Genomic DNA, 21,005 nt, shown 5'->3' on the forward strand with positions numbered 1-21,005 from the left:
CTTCCTCAGAACATGTTCAGGGCGAGGCGAGCATCCTCGCTCATGCGCGACGGGTCCCAGGGCGGGTCCCACACGACCTCGACCTGCACGCCGGTCACGCCCGGCACGGCCTTGACCGCTTCCTCCACCGCGCTCGGCAATTCCTGCGCGGAAGGGCAGGAGGGCGTGGTCAGGGTCATGTCGACCTTGACCTGCCCGTCGTCGCCGATGTCGACCACGTAGATCAGCCCCATCTCGTAGATGTCGACGGGGATTTCCGGGTCGTAGACGGTCTTCAGCGCGTCGAACACCGCGGCTTCCGAGACGGCGGGCGCGGCGGCCGGCACCTCGCCTTCCGGCGTCCAGACGCCGTGCGCGGCGGGTGTCACGGAGGACTGCGCCGCGATATGCGGCGCAGGGGTGGACGGCGGGGCGATCGGCCGCTGCCGCGCCGGCTGCTCCGGCACTTCGACCGGCGGCAGGTCGGCGGCGACACGCTCGGCCACGCCGCTCGGCGCCGCATCGGGACGGCGGTCGAACAGATCATTCACTGGACGCCTCCTTGTCGCCCCCATCCAGGGCGGCATTCAGCGTGTGCCACGCCAGCGTGGCGCACTTGACCCGGCTCGGGTACTCGGCGACGCCGCCCAGCACCTGTAGCCGCTCCATCTCGTCCTCCAGCGCCCCGCCGCAATCCGGGCAGGTGCCGGTCATCGCCAGGCCACGGAACTTCTCCGCCAGCTCGTGCGCCTCGGCCGCGTTCTTGCCGCGCACGGTTTCCGTCATCAGCGAGGCGCTGGCCATCGAGATGGCGCAGCCCTTGCCCTGGAAGGCGGCGTCGGCGATGCGCCCCTCGCCGTCCAGCTTCACCCACAGCTCCATCCGATCGCCGCACATCGGGTTGTCGCCCTTGGCGGTGCGGTCGGCATCCTCCAGCCGGCGGAAGTTCCGCGGCTTGCGGCCGTGGTCGAGGATGACTTCCTGGTACAGGTCGCGAAGATCGTCGAACATCAGGAAAAGAACTCCCGTGCCTTGGTCACGGCGTCCGCGAGGTAGTCCACCTCCGCGTGCGTCGTGTACATCCCGAAGGAGGCGCGGCAGGTGCTCTCCACCCCGAAGCGGCGGTGCAGCGGCTCGGCGCAGTGCCGCCCGGCGCGGACGCAGATGCCGGCGCGGTCCAGCAGCGTCGCCAGGTCGTGCGCGTGCGCATTGTCCAGCGCGAAGGCGAAGACGCCGCCGCGGTCCTGCGCGCGCCCCAGCAGCGTCACGCCCTCGATGTCGCTCAGCCGCCGCGTCGCATGGTCCACCAGCGAGCGCTCATGCGCCTCGATCGCCTCCATGCCGACGCCCTCGACGTAGTCGATGGCGGCGTGCAGGCCGATCGCCTCGATGATCGGCGGCGTGCCGGCCTCGAAGCGCAGCGGCGGCGGCGCGAAGAGCGAGCGCTCCAGCCCCACCTCGGTGATCATGTCGCCGCCGCCCATGAAGGGCGGCATCTGCTCCAGCACGTCCAGCTTGCCGTAGAGCACGCCCAGCCCGGTCGGGCCGTACAGCTTGTGCGCGGTGAAGACGTAGAAGTCGCAGCCCAGCGCCTGCACGTCCACGCGCCGGTGCACCGCGCCCTGCGAGCCGTCGATCAGCACCCGAGCGCCCTTCGCATGCGCCATGCGGACGATCTGCGCCACCGGCGTCACGGTGCCGAGCACGTTGCTCATATGCGTCACCGCCACCAGCCCGACCTGGCCGTCCGCGAGGTGCCGTTCCAGGTCCTCCAGGTCCAGCTCGCCCGCATCGGTGACGCGGCAGATCCGCAGGGTCGTGCCGTGGTCGTCGCGCAGCATCTGCCAGGGCACCAAGTTGGCGTGGTGCTCCATCTCCGACACCACCACCGCCTGCCCGGGCTTCAGCACGCCGCGGCCGAAGGAATGCGCCACCAGGTTGATCGCCTGGGTGGAGCCGGTGCCGGTCAGCACGATCTCGCGCTCGTCGGCGGCATTGAGGAAGCGCTGCGCCGCGCGGCGGCTGGACTCGTAGCTCTCGGTGGCCGCCTCGCTCAGGTGGTAGGCGCCGCGATGCACGTTGGCGTAGCTCGCCTCCATCATCCGCACCATGGCATCGATCACCGCGCGCGGCTTCTGCGCCGAAGCGCCGGAGTCCAGGAACACCAGCTTCTTGCCGCGATGCGTCGAGGACAGGATCGGGAAGTCCTGCCGGATACGCTCCACGTCCAGCGTGGGCGTCACGTAGCCGTCCATCACGCGACCTCCCCCTCCGGCGGCGCCGAGATGCCGCCGTGCTGCAGCCACCACACCGCGATGGCCTCCTCCAGCGTGGCGCGTCCCGCCTCGCTGGCCACACCTTCCACGGCCTCGTCCAGGAAGGCGCGCACCAGCATGGCGCGCGCCGGCTCGGCCGGGATGCCGCGGGAGCGCAGGTAGAAGAGCTGCTCCTCGTCCAACGCGCCCACCGTGGCGCCGTGCGAGCACTTCACGTCGTCGGCGTAGATTTCCAGCTGCGGCTTGCTGTCCATCTCCGCCTGCTCGCTCAGCAGCAGCGCCTGGTTCATCTGGTAGCCGTCGGTCTTCTGCGCCGGGCGGCGCACCAGGATCTTGCCCTGGAACACCCCGCGCGAACGGCCGGTCAGCACGGTCTTCACCGTCTGCCGGCTGGCGCAGTTCGGCTCCGCGTGGTCGATGGAGGTGGTGATGTCCGCCACCTGCCCGCCCGCCGCCAGCTGCGCCCCGTTGAGGTGCGCCGCCGCCTTCGGCCCGTCCAGCCGCAGGTGGATCTCGCAGCGCGACACCCGACCGCCGGCGTTCAGCGCGAAGCCGTCATAGGTCCCGCCGCCCGCCACGCGCACGTTGAGATGCGCGAGGTGGAAGGCCCCCTGCGGTTCCCGCTGCGCCCGCACATGGGTCAGCGTGGCGCCTTCCGCGACGTCGATGTCGAAGACCGGGTTGTGCAGGTGCTGGCTGTCGGCCGGCCCCGTCGCCGTCTCGATCAGCACCAGCGAGGCACCCGCGCCCAGCCGGATCACGTGGCGGGGGTGGAAGGCCATCGCCACCGGGCCGGTGGCCACGGACACCAGCTCCAGCTCGCCGCCCGCCGTGCCGGCCGGCAGGTCGAGCACCAGCCCGTCCTCGAACAGCATGGCGTTCAGCGCCTCGATCGGGCGCGACGCGTCGGGGGTGCCCAGCCGCGGCGCCAGTTCCGGCAGAACCTCGGCCAGCGGCCGCGCCCAGGCGGACACGGCCTCGGAGAAGGTGGACAGGTCGGCGCGGAAGCGGCCGTCCACGAACACCGCGCGGTCGGCGCAGCGCGCCTGCGGCAGCGCAGGGGCGCCTTCCACCGCGGCCAGGGCCTCGCGGAACTCCGCCTTGCCCACGGCCGACAGGTCCGTGTAGCGCCAGGCCTCGACCCGGCGCGTCGGCAGGCCGGTGGTGCGGAACACTTCGGCCGCCGCATCGCGCAACGCGGCCACCGCCGGCAGCCCGGCCCCGGGCAGCCGCTCGCGCAGCCCCTCGTGCCGCGCCAGGAAGCCCGTGCCCCCCGGCGTGTGGACGGGGGCCTCGGCCGCCAGCGCGGTCACGCGGCCTCCTCCAGCACCGTGCCGTAGCCTTCCGCTTCCAGCCGGTGCGCCAGCTCCGGCCCGCCGGAGGTCACGATGCGGCCCTTGGCCAGCACGTGCACGCGGTCCGGCACGATGTAGTCCAGCAGGCGCTGGTAGTGCGTGATCACCAGCGAGGAGAATGCCGGCCCGCGCAGGGCGTTCACGCCCTCCGCCACGATGCGCAGCGCGTCGATGTCCAGCCCACTATCCGTCTCGTCGAGGATGGCCAGCTTGGGCTGCAGCAGCGCCATCTGCAGCACCTCGTTGCGCTTCTTCTCGCCCCCGGAGAAGCCGACATTGACGCCGCGCTTCAGCATGTCCTCCGGCATCGACAGCTCCTTCATGCGCACCCGCGCCATCTTCAGGAACTGCATCGCGTCCAGCTCGGCCTCACCGCGCGAGCGGCGGATGGCGTTCAGCGCGGTGCGCAGGAAGTTGGCGTTGCCGACGCCGGGCAGCTCCACCGGGTACTGGAAGGCCAGGAACAGCCCGCTCGCGGCGCGCTCCTCCGGCTCCATCGCCAGCAGGTCCACGCCGTCGAAACTGGCGGTCCCAGCGGTCACCTCGTAGCCCTCGCGCCCCGACAGGACGTAGGACAGGGTGGACTTGCCCGACCCGTTGGGGCCCATGATGGCATGGACCTCGCCGGTCGGGATCTCCAGGTCGATCCCGCGCAGGATCTCCTTGCCGTCGATTTCGGCGTGCAGTCCTTCGATCTTCAGCATGTCGCTTAACCCACGGAGCCTTCCAGGCTGATCTGGAGGAGCTTCTGCGCCTCCACGGCGAATTCCATCGGCAACTCCTTCAGCACCTCGCGGCAGAAGCCGTTGACGATCAGGCCGACGGCATCCTCCTGCGACAGGCCGCGCTGCCGGCAATAGAACAGCTGGTCCTCGGCGATGCGCGAGGTCGTGGCCTCGTGCTCCACCTTCGCGGACTGGCAGCGGTTCTCGATATAGGGAACCGTGTGCGCGCCGCAGAGGTCGCCGATCAGCAGGCTGTCGCACTGCGTGAAGTTGCGGGCGTTCTTCGCCTTCGGGTTGATCCGCACCAGGCCGCGATAGGTGTTCTGCCCGTGCCCGGCGCTGATGCCCTTGCTGACGATGGTGGACTTCGTGTTCCGGCCGAGATGGATCATCTTGGTGCCGGTGTCGGCCTGCTGGTGGTTGTTGGTGATGGCCACCGAGTAGAACTCGCCCACGCTGTCGTCACCCTGCAGGATGCAGCTCGGGTACTTCCAGGTGATCGCGGAACCCGTCTCCACCTGCGTCCAGCTCACCTTGCTGCGCGCGCCGCGGCAGGCCGCCCGCTTGGTGACGAAGTTGTAGATGCCGCCCACGCCGTTCTCGTCGCCGGGGTACCAGTTCTGCACCGTGGAATACTTGATGCTGCTGTCCGTGTGCGCCACCAACTCCACCACCGCGGCGTGCAGCTGGTTCTCGTCGCGCTGCGGCGCCGTGCAGCCTTCCAGGTAGGAGACCGTGGAGCCTTCCTCGGCGATGATCAGCGTCCGCTCGAACTGGCCGGTGCTCTTGGCGTTGATGCGGAAATAGGTGCTCAGGTCCATCGGGCAGCGCACGCCCTTGGGGATGTACACGAAGGACCCGTCGGTGAAGACGGCGCTGTTCAGCGCGGCGAAGTAGTTGTCGTTGGGCGGCACCACGGAGCCGAGATACTGCCGCACCAGCTCGGGGTGCTCGCGCACGGCTTCCGAGATGGAGCAGAAGATGATCCCGTCCTTTTCCAGCCGGCCCTTGTAGGTCGTGGCCACGGACACACTGTCGAACACCGCGTCCACCGCGACGGTGGGCTCCGGCCCCTCGATGCCCTGCAGCCGCTCCTGCTCGCGCAGCGGGATGCCCAGCTTGGCGTAGGTCTTCAGCAGCTCGGGGTCGACCTCGTCCAGCGACTTCGGCCCGACCTTCTCTTTGGGCGCCGCGTAGTAGTAGGCGTCCTGGTAGTCGATCTTGGGATAGCCGACGGCGGCCCAGTCGGGCTCCTCCATCTTCAGCCAGGCGGCATAGGCCTTCAGCCGCCATTCCAGCAGCCATTCCGGCTCGCCCTTCTTGGCGGAGATGAAGCGAACGGTGTCCTCGCTCAGCCCCTTGGGGGCCATGTCCATCTCGATCTCGGTCTCGAAGCCCCACTTGTAGGTGGACTGCGTGACGGACTGGACGGCGTCGAGCGTTTCCGCGACGGCAGGCATGGGGCGCGTCCTTATCGGTCGGCGGCCAGCTCGGCCATGGCGGCGAACTGGCGGTGGGTGTGACAGGGGTTCGGGGCCAGGTCGGCCAGGGTGATGCCGGACAGGGCCTTGCGGATGGCGTCGTTCACGGGGTCCCAGCGGCCGCGCACGGGGCAGAGCGCCTCGGCCTCGCAGCCGCCGGTGGCGCCGTCCACGCAGGCGGTCAGGGCGATGGGCCCGTCCACCGCCACGATCACCGCACTCAGCGGCACCTCCGCCAGCGGCCGGGACAGGCGGTAGCCGCCGCGCGCACCGCGCGCGCTGTCCACCAGCCCGGCATGGCCGAGAATCTTGAGCACCTTGGACACGGTGGGCTCGCCCAGTCCCGTGGCCGCCGCGAGTTCGGGGGCGGTTCGCAGTCCGCCATCCTGCCCGAGCTTGGCGAGCAGCAGAACCGCGTAATCCGTGAGTTTGGACAACCGGAGCACGGTGCGCCCTTCCCGGTGAAGCGAAACCAGACCTCTCAGGTCCGGTATGTCCCAAATGCGAATGCGCGCCCCTGTTGTCAAGCCACACCAATGGCTTGCGAACACTTCTCAGCTGCGGCGAGGCCGCCGGGATCGAGGCTGGCAGCCGCCCCGGCTTCCCCACTGCGGCCGTGGGTGCGAGCCTGGGCGCCATGTTCCGCACTCCCGTCCGCCGCGCCAGTCCCGCCGCGCCCATTCGCCGCCATCCTGACCGGACCGCCGCGCATGGCTGACCGCCTCGCGGCCGGGCTGCTGGCCGCCGATGCCGCCCGGACCCGCCCGGTGCGCCCGCGGGACGCCGCCAGCCTGCTGCTGTGGCGGCGGGGACCCGGCGGCTTTTCCGTGCTGATGGGCATCCGCAGCGCCCGCCACCGCTTCATGCCGGGCAAGCTGGTGTTTCCCGGCGGCCGCGTGGACCCGGCCGACCGCCGCGCCCGCGTGCTCAGCCCCCTGTCCGACGCCACCCGGCGCGCCCTGGAACACCGCGCCTCACCCTCCCTGGCGCATGGCCTCGCGGTGGCCGCGGTGCGCGAGCTGCACGAGGAAACCGGCCTCGTGCTGGGGCAGCCCACTGCCACGGGCGGCGTCTTGCCCGCCCTGGCGCCGCTCGACTATCTCTGCCGCGCCGTGACGCCGACCACCATGCCCGTGCGCTTCCACGCGCGCTTCCTCCTGGCCCCGGCCGAGGCCGCGAGCGGCACGCTGGCCGGGACGGGGGAGTTGGAGGAGCTGGACTGGTACCCGGTGGACGAGATCCCGCAGAACACGCTCGCCCTGATCACGGCCCGCGTGCTGGAAGAGTTCCGCGCCGCCATGGCGATGGACGAGACGTCGCGCACCTCCCGGCCCCTGGCGTGGTTCCAGGGCCAGGACCGGCGCAAGACCGAACGCTGAGGAGGAGATCCGCATGGAAACGAGAGCCGCCGTGGCCTGGGAAGCGGGCAAGCCGCTGACCGTCGAGACGATCCGGGTGGAAGGCCCCCGGGCCGGCGAGGTGCTGGTGGAGGTGATGGCCACCGGCATCTGCCACACCGACGCCTATACGCTGTCGGGCGCGGATTCCGAGGGCAAGTTCCCCGCCATCCTCGGCCACGAGGGCGCCGGCATCGTGCGCGAGGTCGGCCCCGGCGTCACCAGCGTGAAGCCCGGCGACCACGTCATCCCGCTCTACACGCCGGAATGCCGCAACTGTAAGTCCTGCCTGTCGCAGCGCACCAACCTGTGCACGGCGATCCGCTCCACCCAGGGCCAGGGCGTGATGCCGGACGGCACGTCCCGCTTCCACTGCGAACCGGTGCGGAGCCAGGCCAGCGGCGACACCATCTTCCACTACATGGGCTGCTCGACCTTCGCGAACTTCACGGTACTGCCGGAGATCGCGGTGGCCAAGGTCCGCGAGGACGCGCCCTTCGACAAGATCTGCTACATCGGCTGCGGCGTGACCACCGGCATCGGCGCGGTGATCAACACCGCCAAGGTCTGGCCCGGCGCCAACGTGGTGGTGTTCGGCCTGGGCGGCATCGGGCTGAACGTGATCCAGGGCGCGCGCATGGTGGGCGCCGACAAGATCGTCGGCGTGGACCTCAACCCCGCCAAGGTCGAGATGGCCCGCAAGTTCGGCATGACCGACTTCATCAACCCCACCGAGGTCGGGAACGACCGCGTGGTGCAGGCCATCCTGGACATCACCGGCGGCGGCGCCGACTTCTCCTTCGACGCCACCGGCAACGTCAACGTCATGCGCCAGGCGCTGGAATGCTGCCACCGCGGCTGGGGCGAGAGCATCATCATCGGTGTCGCGGAAGCGGGGCGCGAAATCTCCACCCGTCCCTTCCAGCTGGTCACCGGGCGCGTGTGGAAGGGCACCGCCTTCGGCGGCGCGCGCGGCCGCACCGACGTGCCGAAGATCGTCGACTGGTACATGGAGGGCAAGATCGAGATCGACAGCCTGATCACCCACACCATGGGGCTGGACGACATCAACCACGCCTTCGACCTGATGCACGAGGGCAAGTCGATCCGCTCCGTGGTCGTGTTCTGATGGAGGTCGTGTCGCGCACCCGCTGCTTCGGCGGGACCCAGCTGGTGTGCCGGCACGACAGCCGTTCCACGGGCACGCCGATGCGCTTCGGCGTGTTCCTGCCGCCGGACGCGGAGCGCGGGCCGGCGCCGCCCGGCAGCAGCGGCCTTCCGGTGCTGTGGTTCCTGTCCGGCCTGACCTGCACGGAGGCCAACTTCACGGAAAAGGCGGGCGCCCAGCGCCTCGCCGCCGAGCTCGGGCTGCTGCTGGTGGTGCCCGACACCTCGCCGCGCGGCGAGGGCGTAGCGGACGACCCGGCCTACGACCTCGGCCAGGGCGCCGGCTTCTACCTGGACGCTACTGAGGCCCCCTGGGCTCCGCATTTCCGCATGGAATCCTGGATCACCGACGAGCTGCCGGAGCTGATCGCGGCCGAGTTCCCGGCCGACATGGGCCGCCAGGGCATCTCCGGCCATTCCATGGGCGGGCACGGCGCGCTGACCCTGTCGCTGCGCCATCCCGGCCGCTTCCGCTCCACCTCGGCCTTCTCGCCCATCGTGTCGCCGCTGAACTGTCCCTGGGGCGAGAAGGCGCTGGGGGCCTATCTCGGCCCCGACCGGCAATCCTGGCGCGGCCACGACGCCTGCGCGCTGATCGCCGACGGCGCGCGGGTGCCGGAGCTGCTGGTGGACCAGGGCACCGCCGACCCGTTCCTGGACGGCCAGCTCAAGCCCGGGCTGCTGCGCGACGCCTGCGACGCCGCCGGCATCCCGCTGACCCTCCGCATGCAGGAGGGCTACGACCACTCCTACTTCTTCATCGCTTCCTTCGTGCCGGACCACCTGCGCTGGCACGCGGAACGGCTCCGCGCCTGACCCGGCGCCCGCCTTCCGCACCCTGGACCCCACGAGGACCCGCATGAGCGCCGAGACGGACCTTTCGCCTGCCCAGCTGCCGCCGGGGCAGGCCGCCGACGCCGCGCCCGAACCGGCCTCCCCGGGCCGGCCGCTGCCGGCGCGCATCCTCGGCCTGGGCACCAGCCAGATCGCCGAGGTCGCCGACCTCGCGCGCGAGGACCCGGACGTCATCAAGCTCTGGATCGGTGAGGGCGACCTCGGCAGCCCGGATTTCGTGACGGAAGCCGCGGTGGCGGCGATGCGGGACGGCCACACGCGCTACACCTATTCCCTCGGCCTGCCGAAGCTGCGCCAAGCCCTGGCCGACTACCACCGCCGCCACTGGGGCGTGGAGGTGGCGCCGTCGCGCTTCTCGATCACCTCGGGCGGCATGAACGCCATCATGCAGGGCTTCCAGGCCATCCTGGAGCCGGGCGACGAGGTGCTGCACCACGCCCCCGCCTGGCCCAACCTGAATGAGGCCGTCCGCATCAACGGCGGCGTGCCGGTCCCCGTGGCCTTCCGCCGCACCGCCGATGGCGGCTTCGCCCTGGCGCTGGAGGACCTCTTCGCCGCGGTGACGGAGCGCACCCGCGCCATCGTGGTGAACTCGCCCTCCAACCCCACGGGCTGGGTGATGCCGCGCCCCGACATGGAACGGCTGGCCGCGTTCGCGCGGGAACGCGGCCTGTGGATCGTGTCGGACGAGGTGTACAACCACTTCACCTACGGCAACGCGATCGTGCCCTCCTTCCTGGAGGTCTGCGGCCCGGACGACCGGCTGCTGGTCACCAACACCTTCTCCAAGAACTGGGCGATGACCGGCTGGCGCGCCGGCTGGGTGGTGTTCCCCACCGGCATGGACCCGGTCTTCGCCAAGCTGAACCAGTACAACACCACCTCCATCCCGACCTTTATCCAGCACGCCGCCATCGTGGCGCTGGAACGCGGCGACAGCTTCATCCGCACCATGGTGGGCCGCTGCGCCGAGAGCCGGGCGATCTTCGTCGACGGCCTATCCCGCCTGCCCGGCATCCGCCTGCGCGCGCCGGAGGGCGCCTTCTACCTGTTCTTCTCCGTGGACGGCGAAAGCAGCGCCCGCGACCTGGCCGTGCGCGTGCTGCGCGAGGCCCGCGTCGGCCTCGCCCCCGGCACCGCCTTCGGCCCGGACGGCGAGGGCTGCCTGCGCCTGTGCTTCGCCGTGTCGCCGGAACTGGCGCGCGAAGCGGTGTCGCGGCTGGAAAGGTTCTTCCTCCAGCGCTGAGGAAGCGCCGGGGGCCATGGGTCCTGCCCCGCGGACGGACGCAGCGCCACGGCCACATTCCTGGAGGAGCACGCGATGACCGACCCCGACCCGGCGATCCCCGTCCCGGCGGAACCCGATTACGACCACCTCCTGCGATCCAACCTGCAGCGGGTGTTCAACGAGCGTGACCCCGGCGAGCGTGCGGCCGCCCTGGCCGAGCTCTTCGTGGCCGATCCGGTGATGTTCGAGCCCACCAACGTCGTTTCCGGGCGGGCGGGAATCTCGGAGGTCGCAGGCAACCTCCTGCAGCAGTTCGGGCCGAAGTTCACCTTCGTGCCCGAGGGTGTCGCGGTGGGACATCACGGCCTGGGATCGCTGCGCTGGCAGGCCGGTCCGGCCGGTGGGCCGGTCGCCGTCACCGGCACCGACGTGGCGGAGATCCGCGACGGCAGGATCGCCCGCCTCTGGGTGCTGCTCGACCCGCCGCGGAGCTGACCCACCCACCGTGCTCCCCGGCCCGGATGGGCCCGGGGAGCTGCCGCGCCCGGGCGGCGCTCAGGTGGCGACGAAGCTGTCCCCCTCGCGCCGCACCGCCCCCTCGCGCGCCAGCTTCAGCAGGTGCGCCAGCAGGCTGCGCGCCGCCGCCGGCGCCAGCCGCGGGTCCAGCGCCGGGCCGTAGGCCGCCGGCACCAGCGCCGCCGCCGTGGCCGTCCCGGCGCCGCGCAGCGCCTCCAGCACCCGCGCCTCGCGCTCCCGCCGATGCGCCAGCAGCGCCGCCAGGAAGGGCGCCGGTTCCGGCAGCGGCGGCCCATGCCCGGGCAGCAGCAGCCGGTCGTCCCGCCCCGCCACCCGCGCCAGCGAGGCCATGTAGTCCGCCATGTCGCCATCCGGCGGCGACACGATGCTGGTGGACCAGGACATCACGTGGTCGGCGCTGAACAGCACCCCCGTTCCTTCCAGCGCGAAGCACAGGTGGTTGGCGCAGTGGCCGGGCGTGTGCAGCGCCCGCAGCCGCCACCCATCCCCCTTCACCACCGCCCCGTCGGCCAGCGTCTCGTCGGGGTGGAAGTCGTGGTCGCCACCCTCGTCGCCCTCGCCCGGCGGCGTGGCGTGCGGGCCGAAGCCGGCGGTCGGCGCGCCGCTGGCCGCGCGCAGGGCGGCCGCGCCGGGCGAATGGTCGCGATGGGTGTGCGACACCAGGATGCGCGCGATCCGCTCGCCCGCCGTGGCGCGCAGGATCGCCGCGGTGTGGCGCGGGTCGGCCGGGCCGGGGTCCAGCACCGCCACCGTGCCGGCGCCGATGATCCAGGTGTTGGTGCCGCGAAAGGTGAAAGGGCCGGGATTGCCGCAGAGCAGCCGGCGCACCCCCGGCACGACTTCGCGCGCCTCGCCGGGGGACAGGTCGTCCTCGCGCAGGAACGGGATGCCCGTCACGGCTTGCGCAACTCCCCCGGCAGGATCATCAGCCCCGCGCCGACGATCAGCACCGACCCCGCGAGCATCGCGACGCCCGGCGGCTCGCCGAACAGCAGCAGCCCCAGCAGCATGGCCCAGATCAGCCCGCTGTAGAAATACGGCCCCAGCGCCGAGACCTGGGCGGACGCGTAGGACTCCGTCAGCACCACCTGCCCCAGCCCGCCCACCAGCCCGATCGCCAGCAGCAGCAGCAGGTCCGTGCCGCCCGGGGTCTGCCACAGGAAGGGCAGCGGCAGCCCGCTCAGCGCCGCCATCAGCACGGACTGCCACAGCACGATGGTGGTGCTGCTTTCCGTGCCCGAGAGCTGCCGCACCAGCAGCACCGTCACCGCCGCCACCAGCCCCTGCGCCACCGCCAGCCCGTAGATCCAGGCCGGCGCCTGCCCGCCCGCGATGCCCTGCCCCAGCGCCACCACCAGCACGCCGCCGAAGCCCAGCAGCACGGCGGCCCAGCGGCGCGGCGTCGGCCGTTCCCCCAGCACGGGGATCGCCAGCAGGATCAGGAACAGCGGCTGCGTGTAGGACAGCACCGTCTGGTCCGCGAGCGGCAGGGCGCTGAGCGCGAAGAACGCCATCAGCATGCCGCAGATCCCCGTGGACGCGCGCGCCAGGTGGCCACCGAAGCGCCGGGTGCGCCACACCAGCCCGCCCTTCCGCCAGGCCAGCGCCACCACCACCGGCAGTGTCAGCAGGTTGCGGATGCAGGCGACCTCCACGAAGGGCACGCGCTGCGTCACCTCCTTCACCAGGGCGCCCATCAGCGTCAGCAGAAACATCGCCAGCAGCATCAGGGCCGCGCCGCGGCGCAGGTCGTGCCTCATGCCGCCACCCCTGCCGCCTCACGGGCGCGCAGCCGCTCGCGGTGCAGGTTGTACAGCCCCGCCAGCACCACCACGGCCGCACCGGCCAGCGTGGTGGCCACCGGCCAGTCGCCCCAGATCACCAGCCCCAGCAGCATGCCCCAGACCAGCGTGGTGTATTCGAAGGGCGCCAGCACGCTGACCGGCGCCAGGGCAAAGGCGCGGGCGAACAGCAGGTGCGCCGCGCCGTTGCCCGTCCCCAGCAGCGCCAGCACCAGCACGGTGCTGCCCGAGGGCCACCAGGCGGGCGGCGGAAACAGCGGCAGCAGCAACAGCCCCACCGGCACGTGCGCGAACAGCAGCCAGAACGCCACCGTGGGCGGCGCGTCGGTGCGGGCCAGCACCCGCGTCCAGATCCGCGTCAGCGCCAGCAGGCCGACGCCGCCCAGCAGCAGCCCGGCCTCCCAGCGCCACAGCACCCCGTCGGGCTGCAGCATGAACAGCACCCCCGCGAAGCCGCAGCCGGTGCTGGCCCAGCGTCGCCAGCCGACCTGCTCGCCCAGGATCGGTATGGCCAGCAGCGTCATCAGCAGCGGCGCCGCCGCCCCCACGGCGTAGGAATCCGCCAACGGCAGGCCGTGTCCCCAGGCCACGTACCAGGTGACGGTGACGGCGCAGTGCAGCCCGCTGCGCCAGGCGACGAGCTTTCCGTTGCGCGGCTGCCAGCGCATCGCCGGCCCGCCGGACAGCCGCGACAGCAGCAGGATCGACAACATGCCGAAGACGCCGCGCCAGATCATGGCCATCGCGGTGCCGACCTCTGGCAGCGCCCACTTCACCGCCGCGTCGGAGCAACTGATCACGGCGAAGCCCAGGGCGATGGTGCCGATGCCGCGCACCGTGTTCTCGGTGCGCGGCGGCGCTGCGGACGCGTCAGGCAAGCGCCGCTTCCGCATCCGGGCGCGGCGCGCCGGTGCCGTGCCGCCGCACCGCCCCGGCCGTCATCGGGCGCGACAGGGTGGCAGCCGAACGCCCCAGCAACCGGTCGTCCCGGATCGCCTCCTGCCCGAGAATCTCGGAACCCCGCATACCCCTGCACCCCGGCGGCACGGCCGGCCTTTCCCGAGGGGGCGACCCTTCGCCCCACCGCCGGTAACAAGCACGTCCGGCGCCCCGGCGCACGTCATGGGCGCCCCCTGCCCCGCGCGCAGCACGCCGCCCCGCGACCTCAGTGCGGCACGAGCGGCCAAACCAGCGCGATCAGCGGCACCCCCGCCAGCACCACCAGCACGGAAAGCGGCAGCCCCAGCCGCGCGTAGTCGCCGAAGCGGTAGCCGCCCGGCCCCATCACCAGCGTGTTGCACTGGTGCCCGATGGGGGTCAGGAAGTCGCAGGCCGCTCCCAGCGCCACCGCCATCAGGAAGGGGTCCGGGCTCAGCCCCAGCTTGCGCGCCAGCGTGGCCGCGATCGGCCCCATCACCAGCACGGTGGCGGCGTTGTTCAGGAAGGGCGTCACCGCCATGGCCAGCACCAGCGTCACGGCCAGCGCCACGGCCGGCGGCAGGTTCTGCACCGCCGCCAGCAGCCAGCCGGCCAGCAGGTCGGTGCCGCCGGTGCGCTGCACCGCCTCGCTGACGGGGATCAACGCCGCCAGCAGCACCAGCACCGGCCAGTCCACCGCGGCGTAGGCTTCCCGCGTGCTCATCACGCGCAGGATGAACAGCACCACCACCGCGCCCACGAAGGCCACCGCCACCGGCAGCACCCCGGCGGCCACCAGCACCATGGCCGCGGCCAGCACGCCCAGCGGGATCCAGCTGCGCCGCCCGGCGCCCAGCGCCACCTTGCGCTCCGCCAGCGGCAACACCCGCAGCTCGCCCAGGTTGTCCGGCATGGTGGGCGCGAGGCCGCGCAGCAGCACCACGTCGCCCACCCGCAGCCGCAGCTTCGCCAGCGCTTCAACGATGTGCTGCTGGCCGCGCCGGCTGATCGCCAGCAGCGTCACCCCGTGCCGCGAGCGCAGCGTCAGCTGCGACGGCGTGCGCCCCACCAGCGGGCTGTCGGCGGTCACCACCCCTTCCACCACGGCCATCTCGTCCGTGCCCTCGGCCGAAACGCCGGCGCGCTCGTCGCCGGTCAGCACCAGCTCGGCGCGCGACACCAGCCGCTCCAGGTCCTCGGGCTCGCCGCGCAGCAGCAGCACCTCGCCCGCGGCGAGGACGCGGTCCGGCGCGGGCGCGGGCCCTTCGCGCCGGTCGCCCTCGCCCAGCACCGCCGAAACCCGCACCTCGCCGTCCGCCAGCTCCTCCAGCGCCGCCACGCTGAGGCCGGCGGAGGCGCTGCCATCCGGCACCCGCGCTTCCACGGTGTACTGGGCGATGTTGATGGCCGCGTGCAGGGACGCCGCGGCCTTGCGTCCGCCCGGCAGTAGCCGCCAGCCCAGGCTGAGGAACAGCAGCGCCAGGGCGGAGATCGCCAGCCCCACCGGCGCATAGTCGAACATGCCGAAGGGCTGCCCGGTCAGCTCGCCCCGCACGCGCGACATGATGATGTTGGGCGCGGTGCCGACCAGCGTGACGATGCCGCCCGTCATGGCGGCGAAGCTCATCGGCATCAGCAGCGCAGCCGGCGAGGTGCCGGTGCGCCGCGCCAGCTGCAGCGCCACCGGCATCATGATCGCCAGCGCGCCGACGTTCTTGGTGGCCATGGACAGCACCATGGTGGCGCCCACCATCACGGGCACCTGCACCGCCGCCGTGCGCAGCCGCGGCGTCACCGGCCGCATGATGGTTTCCACCGCGCCGGAACGGCCGATCGCCTCGCTGATCACCAGCGCGGCGCCGACGATCACCACCACGTCGTCGGAAAACCCGTCGAAGGCATGGGCCGCCGGCACGATGCCGATCAGCACCCCCGCCATCAGCGCCGCCAGCGCCACGAGGTCGTAGGCGAAGCGCCCCCACACGAACAGGCCGATGGTGACGCCGAGCAGGCCGAAGGCCAGCCCCTGGTCCAGTGTCATGCTTTGTCCCAGGCCGGGTGCCGCTCTCCACGCTGCCGGTCCCGCCCCCCGGCGCGCAGTTCCCGGTGTCGGTTCCGGCAAGGGCATCAACAAGGGCGGGAAAACCGGGTTGCAGCGCCGTCGCGCGCCGCATCCCTCACGTCACCTCGTGTTTCGCCGGCGCCACACCCGCGCCGGTCGCGGCGCGGCGATCGGCCCCGCCGCGCCCGCCGGGACCCGGCCGCGGCGCCTCAGCGGCGCCCTACCATTCCGCGAAGCTGCCATCCGCGTGGCGCCAGACCGGGTTGCGCCAGCGGTGCCCGACCTCGGCCATGCGGATCACCTTCTCCTCGTCCACCTCGATCCCCAGCCCGGGACCGCCGGGGATCGCCACGAAGCCGTCGCGGTAATCGAAGACGGATGGGTCGCGCAGGTAGTCCAGCAGGTCGCTGCCCTGGTTGTAGTGGATGCCCAGCGACTGTTCCTGGATGAAGGCGTTGTAGCACACCGCGTCCAGCTGCAGGTTGGCCGCCAGCGCCACCGGCCCCAGCGGGCAGTGCAACGCCAAAGCCACGTCGTAGGCTTCCGCCATCGCCGCGATCTTGCGCGTTTCCGTAATGCCGCCGGCATGCGACGGGTCGGGCTGCACGATGTCCACCACGCCGGCTTCCAGGATGTGCTTGAAGTCCCAGCGCGAGAACAACCGCTCGCCCAACGCGATCGGGATGGAGCAGCACTGCCGGATGTCGCGCAGCGCCTCGGCGTTCTCGCTGAGCACCGGCTCCTCGATGAACATCGGCCGCAGCGGCTCCAGCTCCTTGGCCAGCACCTTGGCCATCGGCTTGTGCACGCGGCCGTGGAAGTCCACGCCGATGCCGAAATCCGGCCCCAGCGCGTCGCGGATCGCCTGCACCCGCGCCAGCACCGCGTCCACCTTGGCGTGACTGTCGACGAACTGCATCTCCTCCGTGCCGTTCATCTTCACCGCGGTGAAGCCGCGCTCGGCGCAGGCGCGCGCCGCGGCGGCCGTGTCGTGCGGCCGGTCGCCGCCGATCCAGGAATACACCCGCATGCGGTCGCGCAGCGGCCCGCCCAGCAACTGATGCACCGGCTGGTTCAGCGCGCGGCCCTTGATGTCCCACAGCGCCTGGTCGATGCCGGCGATGGCGCTCATGTGGATGGCGCCGCCGCGGTAGAAGCCGCCGCGGTACAGCACCGTCCAGTGGTCCTCGATGCGCATCGGGTCCTGGCCGACGAGGTAGTCCGCCAGTTCCCCCACCAGCGCCGCCACGCTCAGCGCGCGTCCCTCCACCACCGGCTCGCCCCAGCCGGAGATGCCTTCATCCGTCTCAATCTTCAGGAAGCACCAGCGCGGCGGCACGATAAACGTCGTCAGCTTGGTGATCTTCATCGCCGCTCTCCCCGCGCCTCGCCCGCGCTCAGCCCGCCGCCGGCTTCAGCGCCCGCCAGGCGGCGGCGAAGGCACGCGCCTTCTCACCGACCTCGGCGGCGCCGGCGCCCGGCCTGTACAGCGCCGAGCCCAGGCCGAAGCCCGCCGCCCCCGCCGCCACGAACTCCGCCATGCCCTCGGGCGTGATGCCGCCCACCGGCAGGAAATCCGTGCCCTTGGGAAACACGCTCAGCATCGCCTTCAGCACGCGCGGCGACAGCAGTTCCGCCGGAAACAGCTTCAGCGCGTCGGCCCCGGCGCGCAGCGCGGCGAAGCCTTCCGTCGGCGTGGAAATGCCGGGCGTGCAGAACAGCCCGGCCGATTTCGCGGCGGCGATCACCGCCGGGTCGCCATGTGGCATCACCACGATGCGTCCGCCCGCCGCCGCGACATCCGCCACCGCCGCGGGGTCGAGCACCGTGCCCGCGCCCACCAGGATTTCGGGCCCCAGCGCCGCGCTCAGCGCCCGGATGCTGTCCAGCGGCCGCGGCGAGTTCAGCGGCACCTCCAGGATCGCGAAGCCCGCCGCCACCAGCGCCTGCCCGATCGGCACCACCTCCGCGGGCGTCACGCCGCGCAGGATGGCCACCAGCGGCAGCCGGTCGAGAAAGGATCGCAGCGTCATCGGGCCATCTCCGTCCCGCCGCACAGCCCGGCCAGTTCCGCGACCTGCCACAGCCCGGCCGGCGCGGTGTCGTTCAGCACCGCGACCTCCGGCACCCCGAAGATCGCCAGCGCCCGCGCGTAGCGCTCGCACAGCGCGGCATCGCCCACCAGCGCGAGGCCGTCCCGCCCTTCCGCCAGGCCGCAGCGCAGCTCCTCGCCGATCAGCAGGCCGGACAAGTATTCCACGCTCAGCTCCGGCGGCAGCTGGTCCGCCAGCACCAGGGCGCGGGCGGAAAACAGCAGCGGCGCCGCGTTGCCGCTGCCGTCGCGCAGCGCCGCCACGCCGCGCGCGAAGGCGTCCCGCGCCGCGTCCTCCGCCGGCGGCGGTGCGTCCGGCTTCGCGAAGCGCCCGAGGATGGAATGCTGCCGCAGCACCCCGAAGAGCTCGCCCGTCATGAAGGTGGTGAAACGCCGGATGCGGCCCTCCGTCACCTCCGCCCATTTGGAATGCGTGCCCGGCAACACGAAGCGCGTCCGGCCGCGCAACTCCGGCCGCTGCGCCAGCGCGCCGGCGATCTGGGTTTCCTCGCCGCGCATCATGTTCGGCGCCGCCCCGTACTGCGCCACGCCCGGGATGATCCGCAGCGCCGCCCCCGGCACCGGCACCAGGGCGGCGGCCAGTTCCTCCGCCCCCGCCGGGCATTCGCGGTAGGGGACCTCCACCCAGCCCTGGGCACTGCCGATCATGCCCGCCGCCACCGCGGGCAACCCGGGCCAGCGGCGCTGCCATTCGCCCGCCACCTCGTCCAGCGCCGCGGCGAAGTTGCCCCCCTCGACGCGCATGATGCCGCGCGGCGCGGCCCGGGTGTCGGTCACGGTGCCGCCGGGCCCCATCAGGTAGGCGCGCAGCGAGGAGGTGCCCCAGTCCAGCGCGATCAGCTTCGGCTCCGCGGCGGCCATGCGTCACCCTCCCTCCCGGACCCGGTCCGGGGCAAGGCGCATCATGCCCCCGCCGGCGCGCCGGTGTCGAACGCCCGCCCCGGCGCCGTAACAGTTCGTCCGGCAACCCTGCGGCGGTGCAGCGCTTGAGGCAGCACAGGAGACGCCATGCCAGACCCCGCCGCGCCCGGCCGCCCGCCGCTCGACGCCGTGCCGTCCTTCATGTTCGCCACCGGGATCGAGAACAGCAACCCGACGGTGAACGGCCGCCGCGTGGACCAGATGGCCGCCAGCAACCACCTGCACCGCTGGGCCGAGGACTTCGCCCTGGTGCGGGAGCTGCGCTGCACCTTTCTGCGCTACGGCGCGCCGCTGCACACCACCTGGCTGGGCGAGGGCCGCTACGACTGGAGCTTCGCCGACGAAACCTTCGCCGCGCTGCGCGGCCAGGGCACCTACCCCATCGCCGACCTGTGCCATTTCGGCGTGCCCGACTGGATCGGCGACTTCCAGAACCCCGACTTCCCGCGCCTGTTCGAGGGCTATGCCGAAGCCTTCGCCCGCCGCTTTCCCTGGGTGCAGCTCTACACCCCCGTCAACGAGATGTATGTCTGCGCCCTGTTTTCCGGCCGCTACGGCTGGTGGAACGAGCAGCTGCGCTCCGAGCGCGGCTTCGTCACCGCCATGAAGCACCTCGTTTCCGCCAATATCCGGGCCATGCGCGCCATCCTGCGCGTCCGCCCCGACGCGCTGTTCATCCAGAGCGAGTCCGCGGAGCAGTACCACGCCGCCTCCCCTACCGCCTGGCCGGAAGCCCGCTGGCGCAACGCGGAACGCTTCCTGTCGCTGGACCTGAACTACGGCCATGCGGTGGAAGCGCCGATGTACGAGTACCTGCTGGACAACGGCATGACGCGCGAGGAATACGCCGGCTTCCGCCGCACCGACCTCAAGCGCCACTGCATCCTCGGCACCGACTACTACGTCACCAACGAGCACCTGGTGGAGGATGACGGCAGCACGCGTGCCTCCGGCGACGTGTACGGCTACGCCACCATCATCGGGCAGTACCACGCCCGCTATGGCCTGCCGCTGATGCACACCGAGACCAACCTGGTGGAAACCGGCAACGGCGAGGCCACGGCGTGGCTGTGGAAGCAATGGGCCAACCTGCTGCTGCTCTGGGAGATGCCGATGCCGGTGCTGGGCTTCACCTGGTACTCGCTGACCGACCAGGTCGACTGGGACACCGCGCTGCGCGAGAACCACGGGCGCATCCACCCCGTCGGCCTCTACGACCTGGACCGCCAGCCGCGGCCGGTAGGCATCGCCTATAAGCGGCTGATCGAGCAGTGGAGCGCGGTGCTGCCAGCGCGCAGCCTGTGCCTGCAGCTGCCCCTCGCTCCCCTCACCCAGGCCGCCGCGTCGTGAGCGCACCGAGCAACGACGCCGGCCGCACCGGTGGCGTGCCGGGCAGCGAGGCCGGCGGGCCCGCCCCCGCCGCCATCTGCCCCGGCCGCTTCGCCGGGCAGGTCGCGATCGTCACCGGCGGCGCCACCGGTATCGGCCTCGCCACAAGCCTGCGCCTCGGGGCCGAAGGCGCACGGGTCGCCGTGGTCGGCCGCGACCCCGCCACCCTGGCCGCGGCGGAAGCGGCGCTGCGCAGGGCCGGCGCGGAAGGGGTGGGCTTCCGCTGCGACGTGTCGGACGAGGCCGCGGTGGAACGCGCCACCGCCGAGATCCTGCGCTGCTGGAACCGCCTGGATGTGGTGGTCAACAATGCCGGCATGATGCTGTTCAAGCCGCTGGAACAGTTCACCGGCGCCGACTGGCAGCACGTCCTCGGCGTGGACCTGCTGGGCACCGTGTACTTCACCCGGCAGGCCTTCCTGCACATGCCGCAGGGCGGCGCGGTGGTGAACGTGTCCAGCGTGCACGCCCTGCGCACCACGCCGGAGGTGGCGCCCTATGCCGCCGCCAAGGCCGCGGTGCTGGCCTTCACCCGCTCCGCCGCCATCGAGGGCGCGAGCAAGCGCATCCGGGTCAACGCCGTGCTGCCCGGCGCCGTGGACACGCCGATGCTGTGGGACAATCCCAACGTGAAGTCCGGCGTCGAGGTGGTGGACCGCGCCCAGGTCGGGCAGACCGCCGACATCGCGGCCGCCATCGCCTTTCTGGCCGCGCCGGAAGCCCGCTTCGTGACCGGCGCGTCCCTGGCCGTGGATGGTGGCCGCCTGGCCCGGTTGTGACGCGCCCGGCCCGGAGCCGCC

The 21,005-nt window shown here is 72.1% G+C and carries 22 protein-coding genes; 7 read left to right on the top strand and 15 right to left on the bottom strand.

Annotation, left to right across the window (positions count from 1 at the left end; all coding sequences use genetic code 11):
• Positions 1 to 5 precede the first annotated feature (5 nt).
• The 7 genes from ACLIBK_RS15510 to ACLIBK_RS15540 all read right to left on the bottom strand — a co-directional run bounded on the left by ACLIBK_RS15510 (position 6) and on the right by ACLIBK_RS15540 (position 6,262).
• Complete coding sequence (locus ACLIBK_RS15510) at positions 6 to 386, bottom strand: SUF system Fe-S cluster assembly protein (protein ID WP_415388211.1); 381 nt, start codon at positions 384 to 386, stop codon at positions 6 to 8.
• 136 nt (positions 387 to 522) lie between these two features.
• Complete coding sequence (gene sufU, locus ACLIBK_RS15515; protein ID WP_415388183.1) at positions 523 to 990, bottom strand: Fe-S cluster assembly sulfur transfer protein SufU; 468 nt, start codon at positions 988 to 990, stop codon at positions 523 to 525.
• A complete protein-coding gene (locus tag ACLIBK_RS15520) occupies positions 990 to 2,234 on the bottom strand; it encodes an aminotransferase class V-fold PLP-dependent enzyme (protein WP_415388184.1) in 1,245 nt (414 codons plus the stop codon). The genes sufU and ACLIBK_RS15520 overlap by 1 nt, the downstream gene beginning before the upstream one ends.
• Entirely contained in the window at positions 2,234 to 3,568 is a 1,335-nt protein-coding gene (sufD, locus tag ACLIBK_RS15525; RefSeq protein WP_415388185.1) for a Fe-S cluster assembly protein SufD, read from the bottom strand. Before sufD ends, ACLIBK_RS15520 begins: the two co-directional genes overlap by 1 nt.
• The gene (gene sufC / locus ACLIBK_RS15530) at positions 3,565 to 4,314 is read right to left on the bottom strand and encodes a Fe-S cluster assembly ATPase SufC (RefSeq protein WP_415388186.1); all 750 of its coding nucleotides are present in this window, start codon (positions 4,312 to 4,314) and stop codon (positions 3,565 to 3,567) included. Before sufC ends, sufD begins: the two co-directional genes overlap by 4 nt.
• A gap of 5 nt (positions 4,315 to 4,319) precedes the next feature.
• On the bottom strand, positions 4,320 to 5,795 hold the full coding sequence (gene sufB, locus ACLIBK_RS15535) for a Fe-S cluster assembly protein SufB (protein WP_415388187.1): 1,476 nt from the start codon (positions 5,793 to 5,795) through the stop codon (positions 4,320 to 4,322).
• An 11-nt stretch (positions 5,796 to 5,806) separates the two neighbouring features.
• Positions 5,807 to 6,262, bottom strand: coding sequence for an SUF system Fe-S cluster assembly regulator (locus ACLIBK_RS15540; protein ID WP_415388188.1), 456 nt, complete (start codon positions 6,260 to 6,262; stop codon positions 5,807 to 5,809).
• A 264-nt stretch (positions 6,263 to 6,526) separates the two neighbouring features.
• On the opposite strand from ACLIBK_RS15540, the gene ACLIBK_RS15545 reads away from it, so the two are divergent.
• The 5 genes from ACLIBK_RS15545 (at position 6,527) to ACLIBK_RS15565 (ending at position 10,958) form a co-directional block, all read left to right on the top strand.
• Positions 6,527 to 7,195, top strand: a complete 669-nt coding sequence (locus ACLIBK_RS15545) for an NUDIX hydrolase (protein WP_415388189.1) — start codon at positions 6,527 to 6,529, stop codon at positions 7,193 to 7,195.
• A gap of 13 nt (positions 7,196 to 7,208) precedes the next feature.
• On the top strand, positions 7,209 to 8,342 hold the full coding sequence (locus tag ACLIBK_RS15550; protein WP_415388190.1) for an S-(hydroxymethyl)glutathione dehydrogenase/class III alcohol dehydrogenase: 1,134 nt from the start codon (positions 7,209 to 7,211) through the stop codon (positions 8,340 to 8,342).
• On the top strand, positions 8,342 to 9,196 hold the full coding sequence (gene fghA, locus ACLIBK_RS15555) for an S-formylglutathione hydrolase (RefSeq protein ID WP_415388191.1): 855 nt from the start codon (positions 8,342 to 8,344) through the stop codon (positions 9,194 to 9,196). Before ACLIBK_RS15550 ends, fghA begins: the two co-directional genes overlap by 1 nt.
• Positions 9,197 to 9,239: 43 nt before the next feature.
• Positions 9,240 to 10,481, top strand: coding sequence for a pyridoxal phosphate-dependent aminotransferase (locus ACLIBK_RS15560; RefSeq protein WP_415388192.1), 1,242 nt, complete (start codon positions 9,240 to 9,242; stop codon positions 10,479 to 10,481).
• Positions 10,482 to 10,556: 75 nt separating this feature from the next.
• Positions 10,557 to 10,958 (top strand): nuclear transport factor 2 family protein, encoded by a 402-nt coding sequence (locus ACLIBK_RS15565; protein WP_415388193.1) that lies wholly within the window; start codon positions 10,557 to 10,559, stop codon positions 10,956 to 10,958.
• A gap of 60 nt (positions 10,959 to 11,018) precedes the next feature.
• Here ACLIBK_RS15565 and ACLIBK_RS15570 read toward each other — a convergent pair whose 3' ends face one another.
• The 8 genes from ACLIBK_RS15570 to ACLIBK_RS15605 all read right to left on the bottom strand — a co-directional run bounded on the left by ACLIBK_RS15570 (position 11,019) and on the right by ACLIBK_RS15605 (position 18,756).
• A complete protein-coding gene (locus ACLIBK_RS15570) occupies positions 11,019 to 11,897 on the bottom strand; it encodes an MBL fold metallo-hydrolase (protein WP_415388194.1) in 879 nt (292 codons plus the stop codon).
• Positions 11,894 to 12,760 carry a DMT family transporter gene (locus tag ACLIBK_RS15575; RefSeq protein WP_415388195.1) on the bottom strand — a complete coding sequence of 289 codons (867 nt, stop codon included), beginning with the start codon at positions 12,758 to 12,760 and terminating at the stop codon, positions 11,894 to 11,896. Before ACLIBK_RS15575 ends, ACLIBK_RS15570 begins: the two co-directional genes overlap by 4 nt.
• Positions 12,757 to 13,680, bottom strand: coding sequence for a DMT family transporter (locus ACLIBK_RS15580; protein WP_415388196.1), 924 nt, complete (start codon positions 13,678 to 13,680; stop codon positions 12,757 to 12,759). The genes ACLIBK_RS15575 and ACLIBK_RS15580 overlap by 4 nt, the downstream gene beginning before the upstream one ends.
• On the bottom strand, positions 13,673 to 13,828 hold the full coding sequence (locus ACLIBK_RS15585) for a hypothetical protein (RefSeq protein WP_415388197.1): 156 nt from the start codon (positions 13,826 to 13,828) through the stop codon (positions 13,673 to 13,675). Before ACLIBK_RS15585 ends, ACLIBK_RS15580 begins: the two co-directional genes overlap by 8 nt.
• Before the next feature lie 139 nt (positions 13,829 to 13,967).
• Positions 13,968 to 15,761: an SLC13 family permease gene (locus ACLIBK_RS15590; protein WP_415388198.1), complete on the bottom strand. Its 1,794-nt coding sequence runs from the start codon at positions 15,759 to 15,761 to the stop codon at positions 13,968 to 13,970.
• 241 nt (positions 15,762 to 16,002) lie between these two features.
• Positions 16,003 to 17,151 carry a galactonate dehydratase gene (gene dgoD / locus ACLIBK_RS15595; RefSeq protein ID WP_415388199.1) on the bottom strand — a complete coding sequence of 383 codons (1,149 nt, stop codon included), beginning with the start codon at positions 17,149 to 17,151 and terminating at the stop codon, positions 16,003 to 16,005.
• 28 nt (positions 17,152 to 17,179) lie between these two features.
• Positions 17,180 to 17,815: a 2-dehydro-3-deoxy-6-phosphogalactonate aldolase gene (locus ACLIBK_RS15600; RefSeq protein WP_415388200.1), complete on the bottom strand. Its 636-nt coding sequence runs from the start codon at positions 17,813 to 17,815 to the stop codon at positions 17,180 to 17,182.
• Entirely contained in the window at positions 17,812 to 18,756 is a 945-nt protein-coding gene (locus ACLIBK_RS15605; protein WP_415388201.1) for a 2-dehydro-3-deoxygalactonokinase, read from the bottom strand. Before ACLIBK_RS15605 ends, ACLIBK_RS15600 begins: the two co-directional genes overlap by 4 nt.
• A 147-nt stretch (positions 18,757 to 18,903) precedes the next feature.
• On the opposite strand from ACLIBK_RS15605, the gene ACLIBK_RS15610 reads away from it, so the two are divergent.
• On the top strand, positions 18,904 to 20,166 hold the full coding sequence (locus tag ACLIBK_RS15610; protein WP_415388202.1) for a family 1 glycosylhydrolase: 1,263 nt from the start codon (positions 18,904 to 18,906) through the stop codon (positions 20,164 to 20,166).
• Entirely contained in the window at positions 20,163 to 20,984 is an 822-nt protein-coding gene (locus tag ACLIBK_RS15615) for an SDR family NAD(P)-dependent oxidoreductase (protein ID WP_415388203.1), read from the top strand. Before ACLIBK_RS15610 ends, ACLIBK_RS15615 begins: the two co-directional genes overlap by 4 nt.
• The last annotated feature ends 21 nt before the right edge of the window (positions 20,985 to 21,005 follow it).

Origin of the sequence: Roseomonas sp. BN140053 (assembly GCF_047690175.1) — a bacterium.
In the GTDB taxonomy this organism is placed as follows: Bacteria; Pseudomonadota; Alphaproteobacteria; order Acetobacterales; family Acetobacteraceae; genus Roseomonas.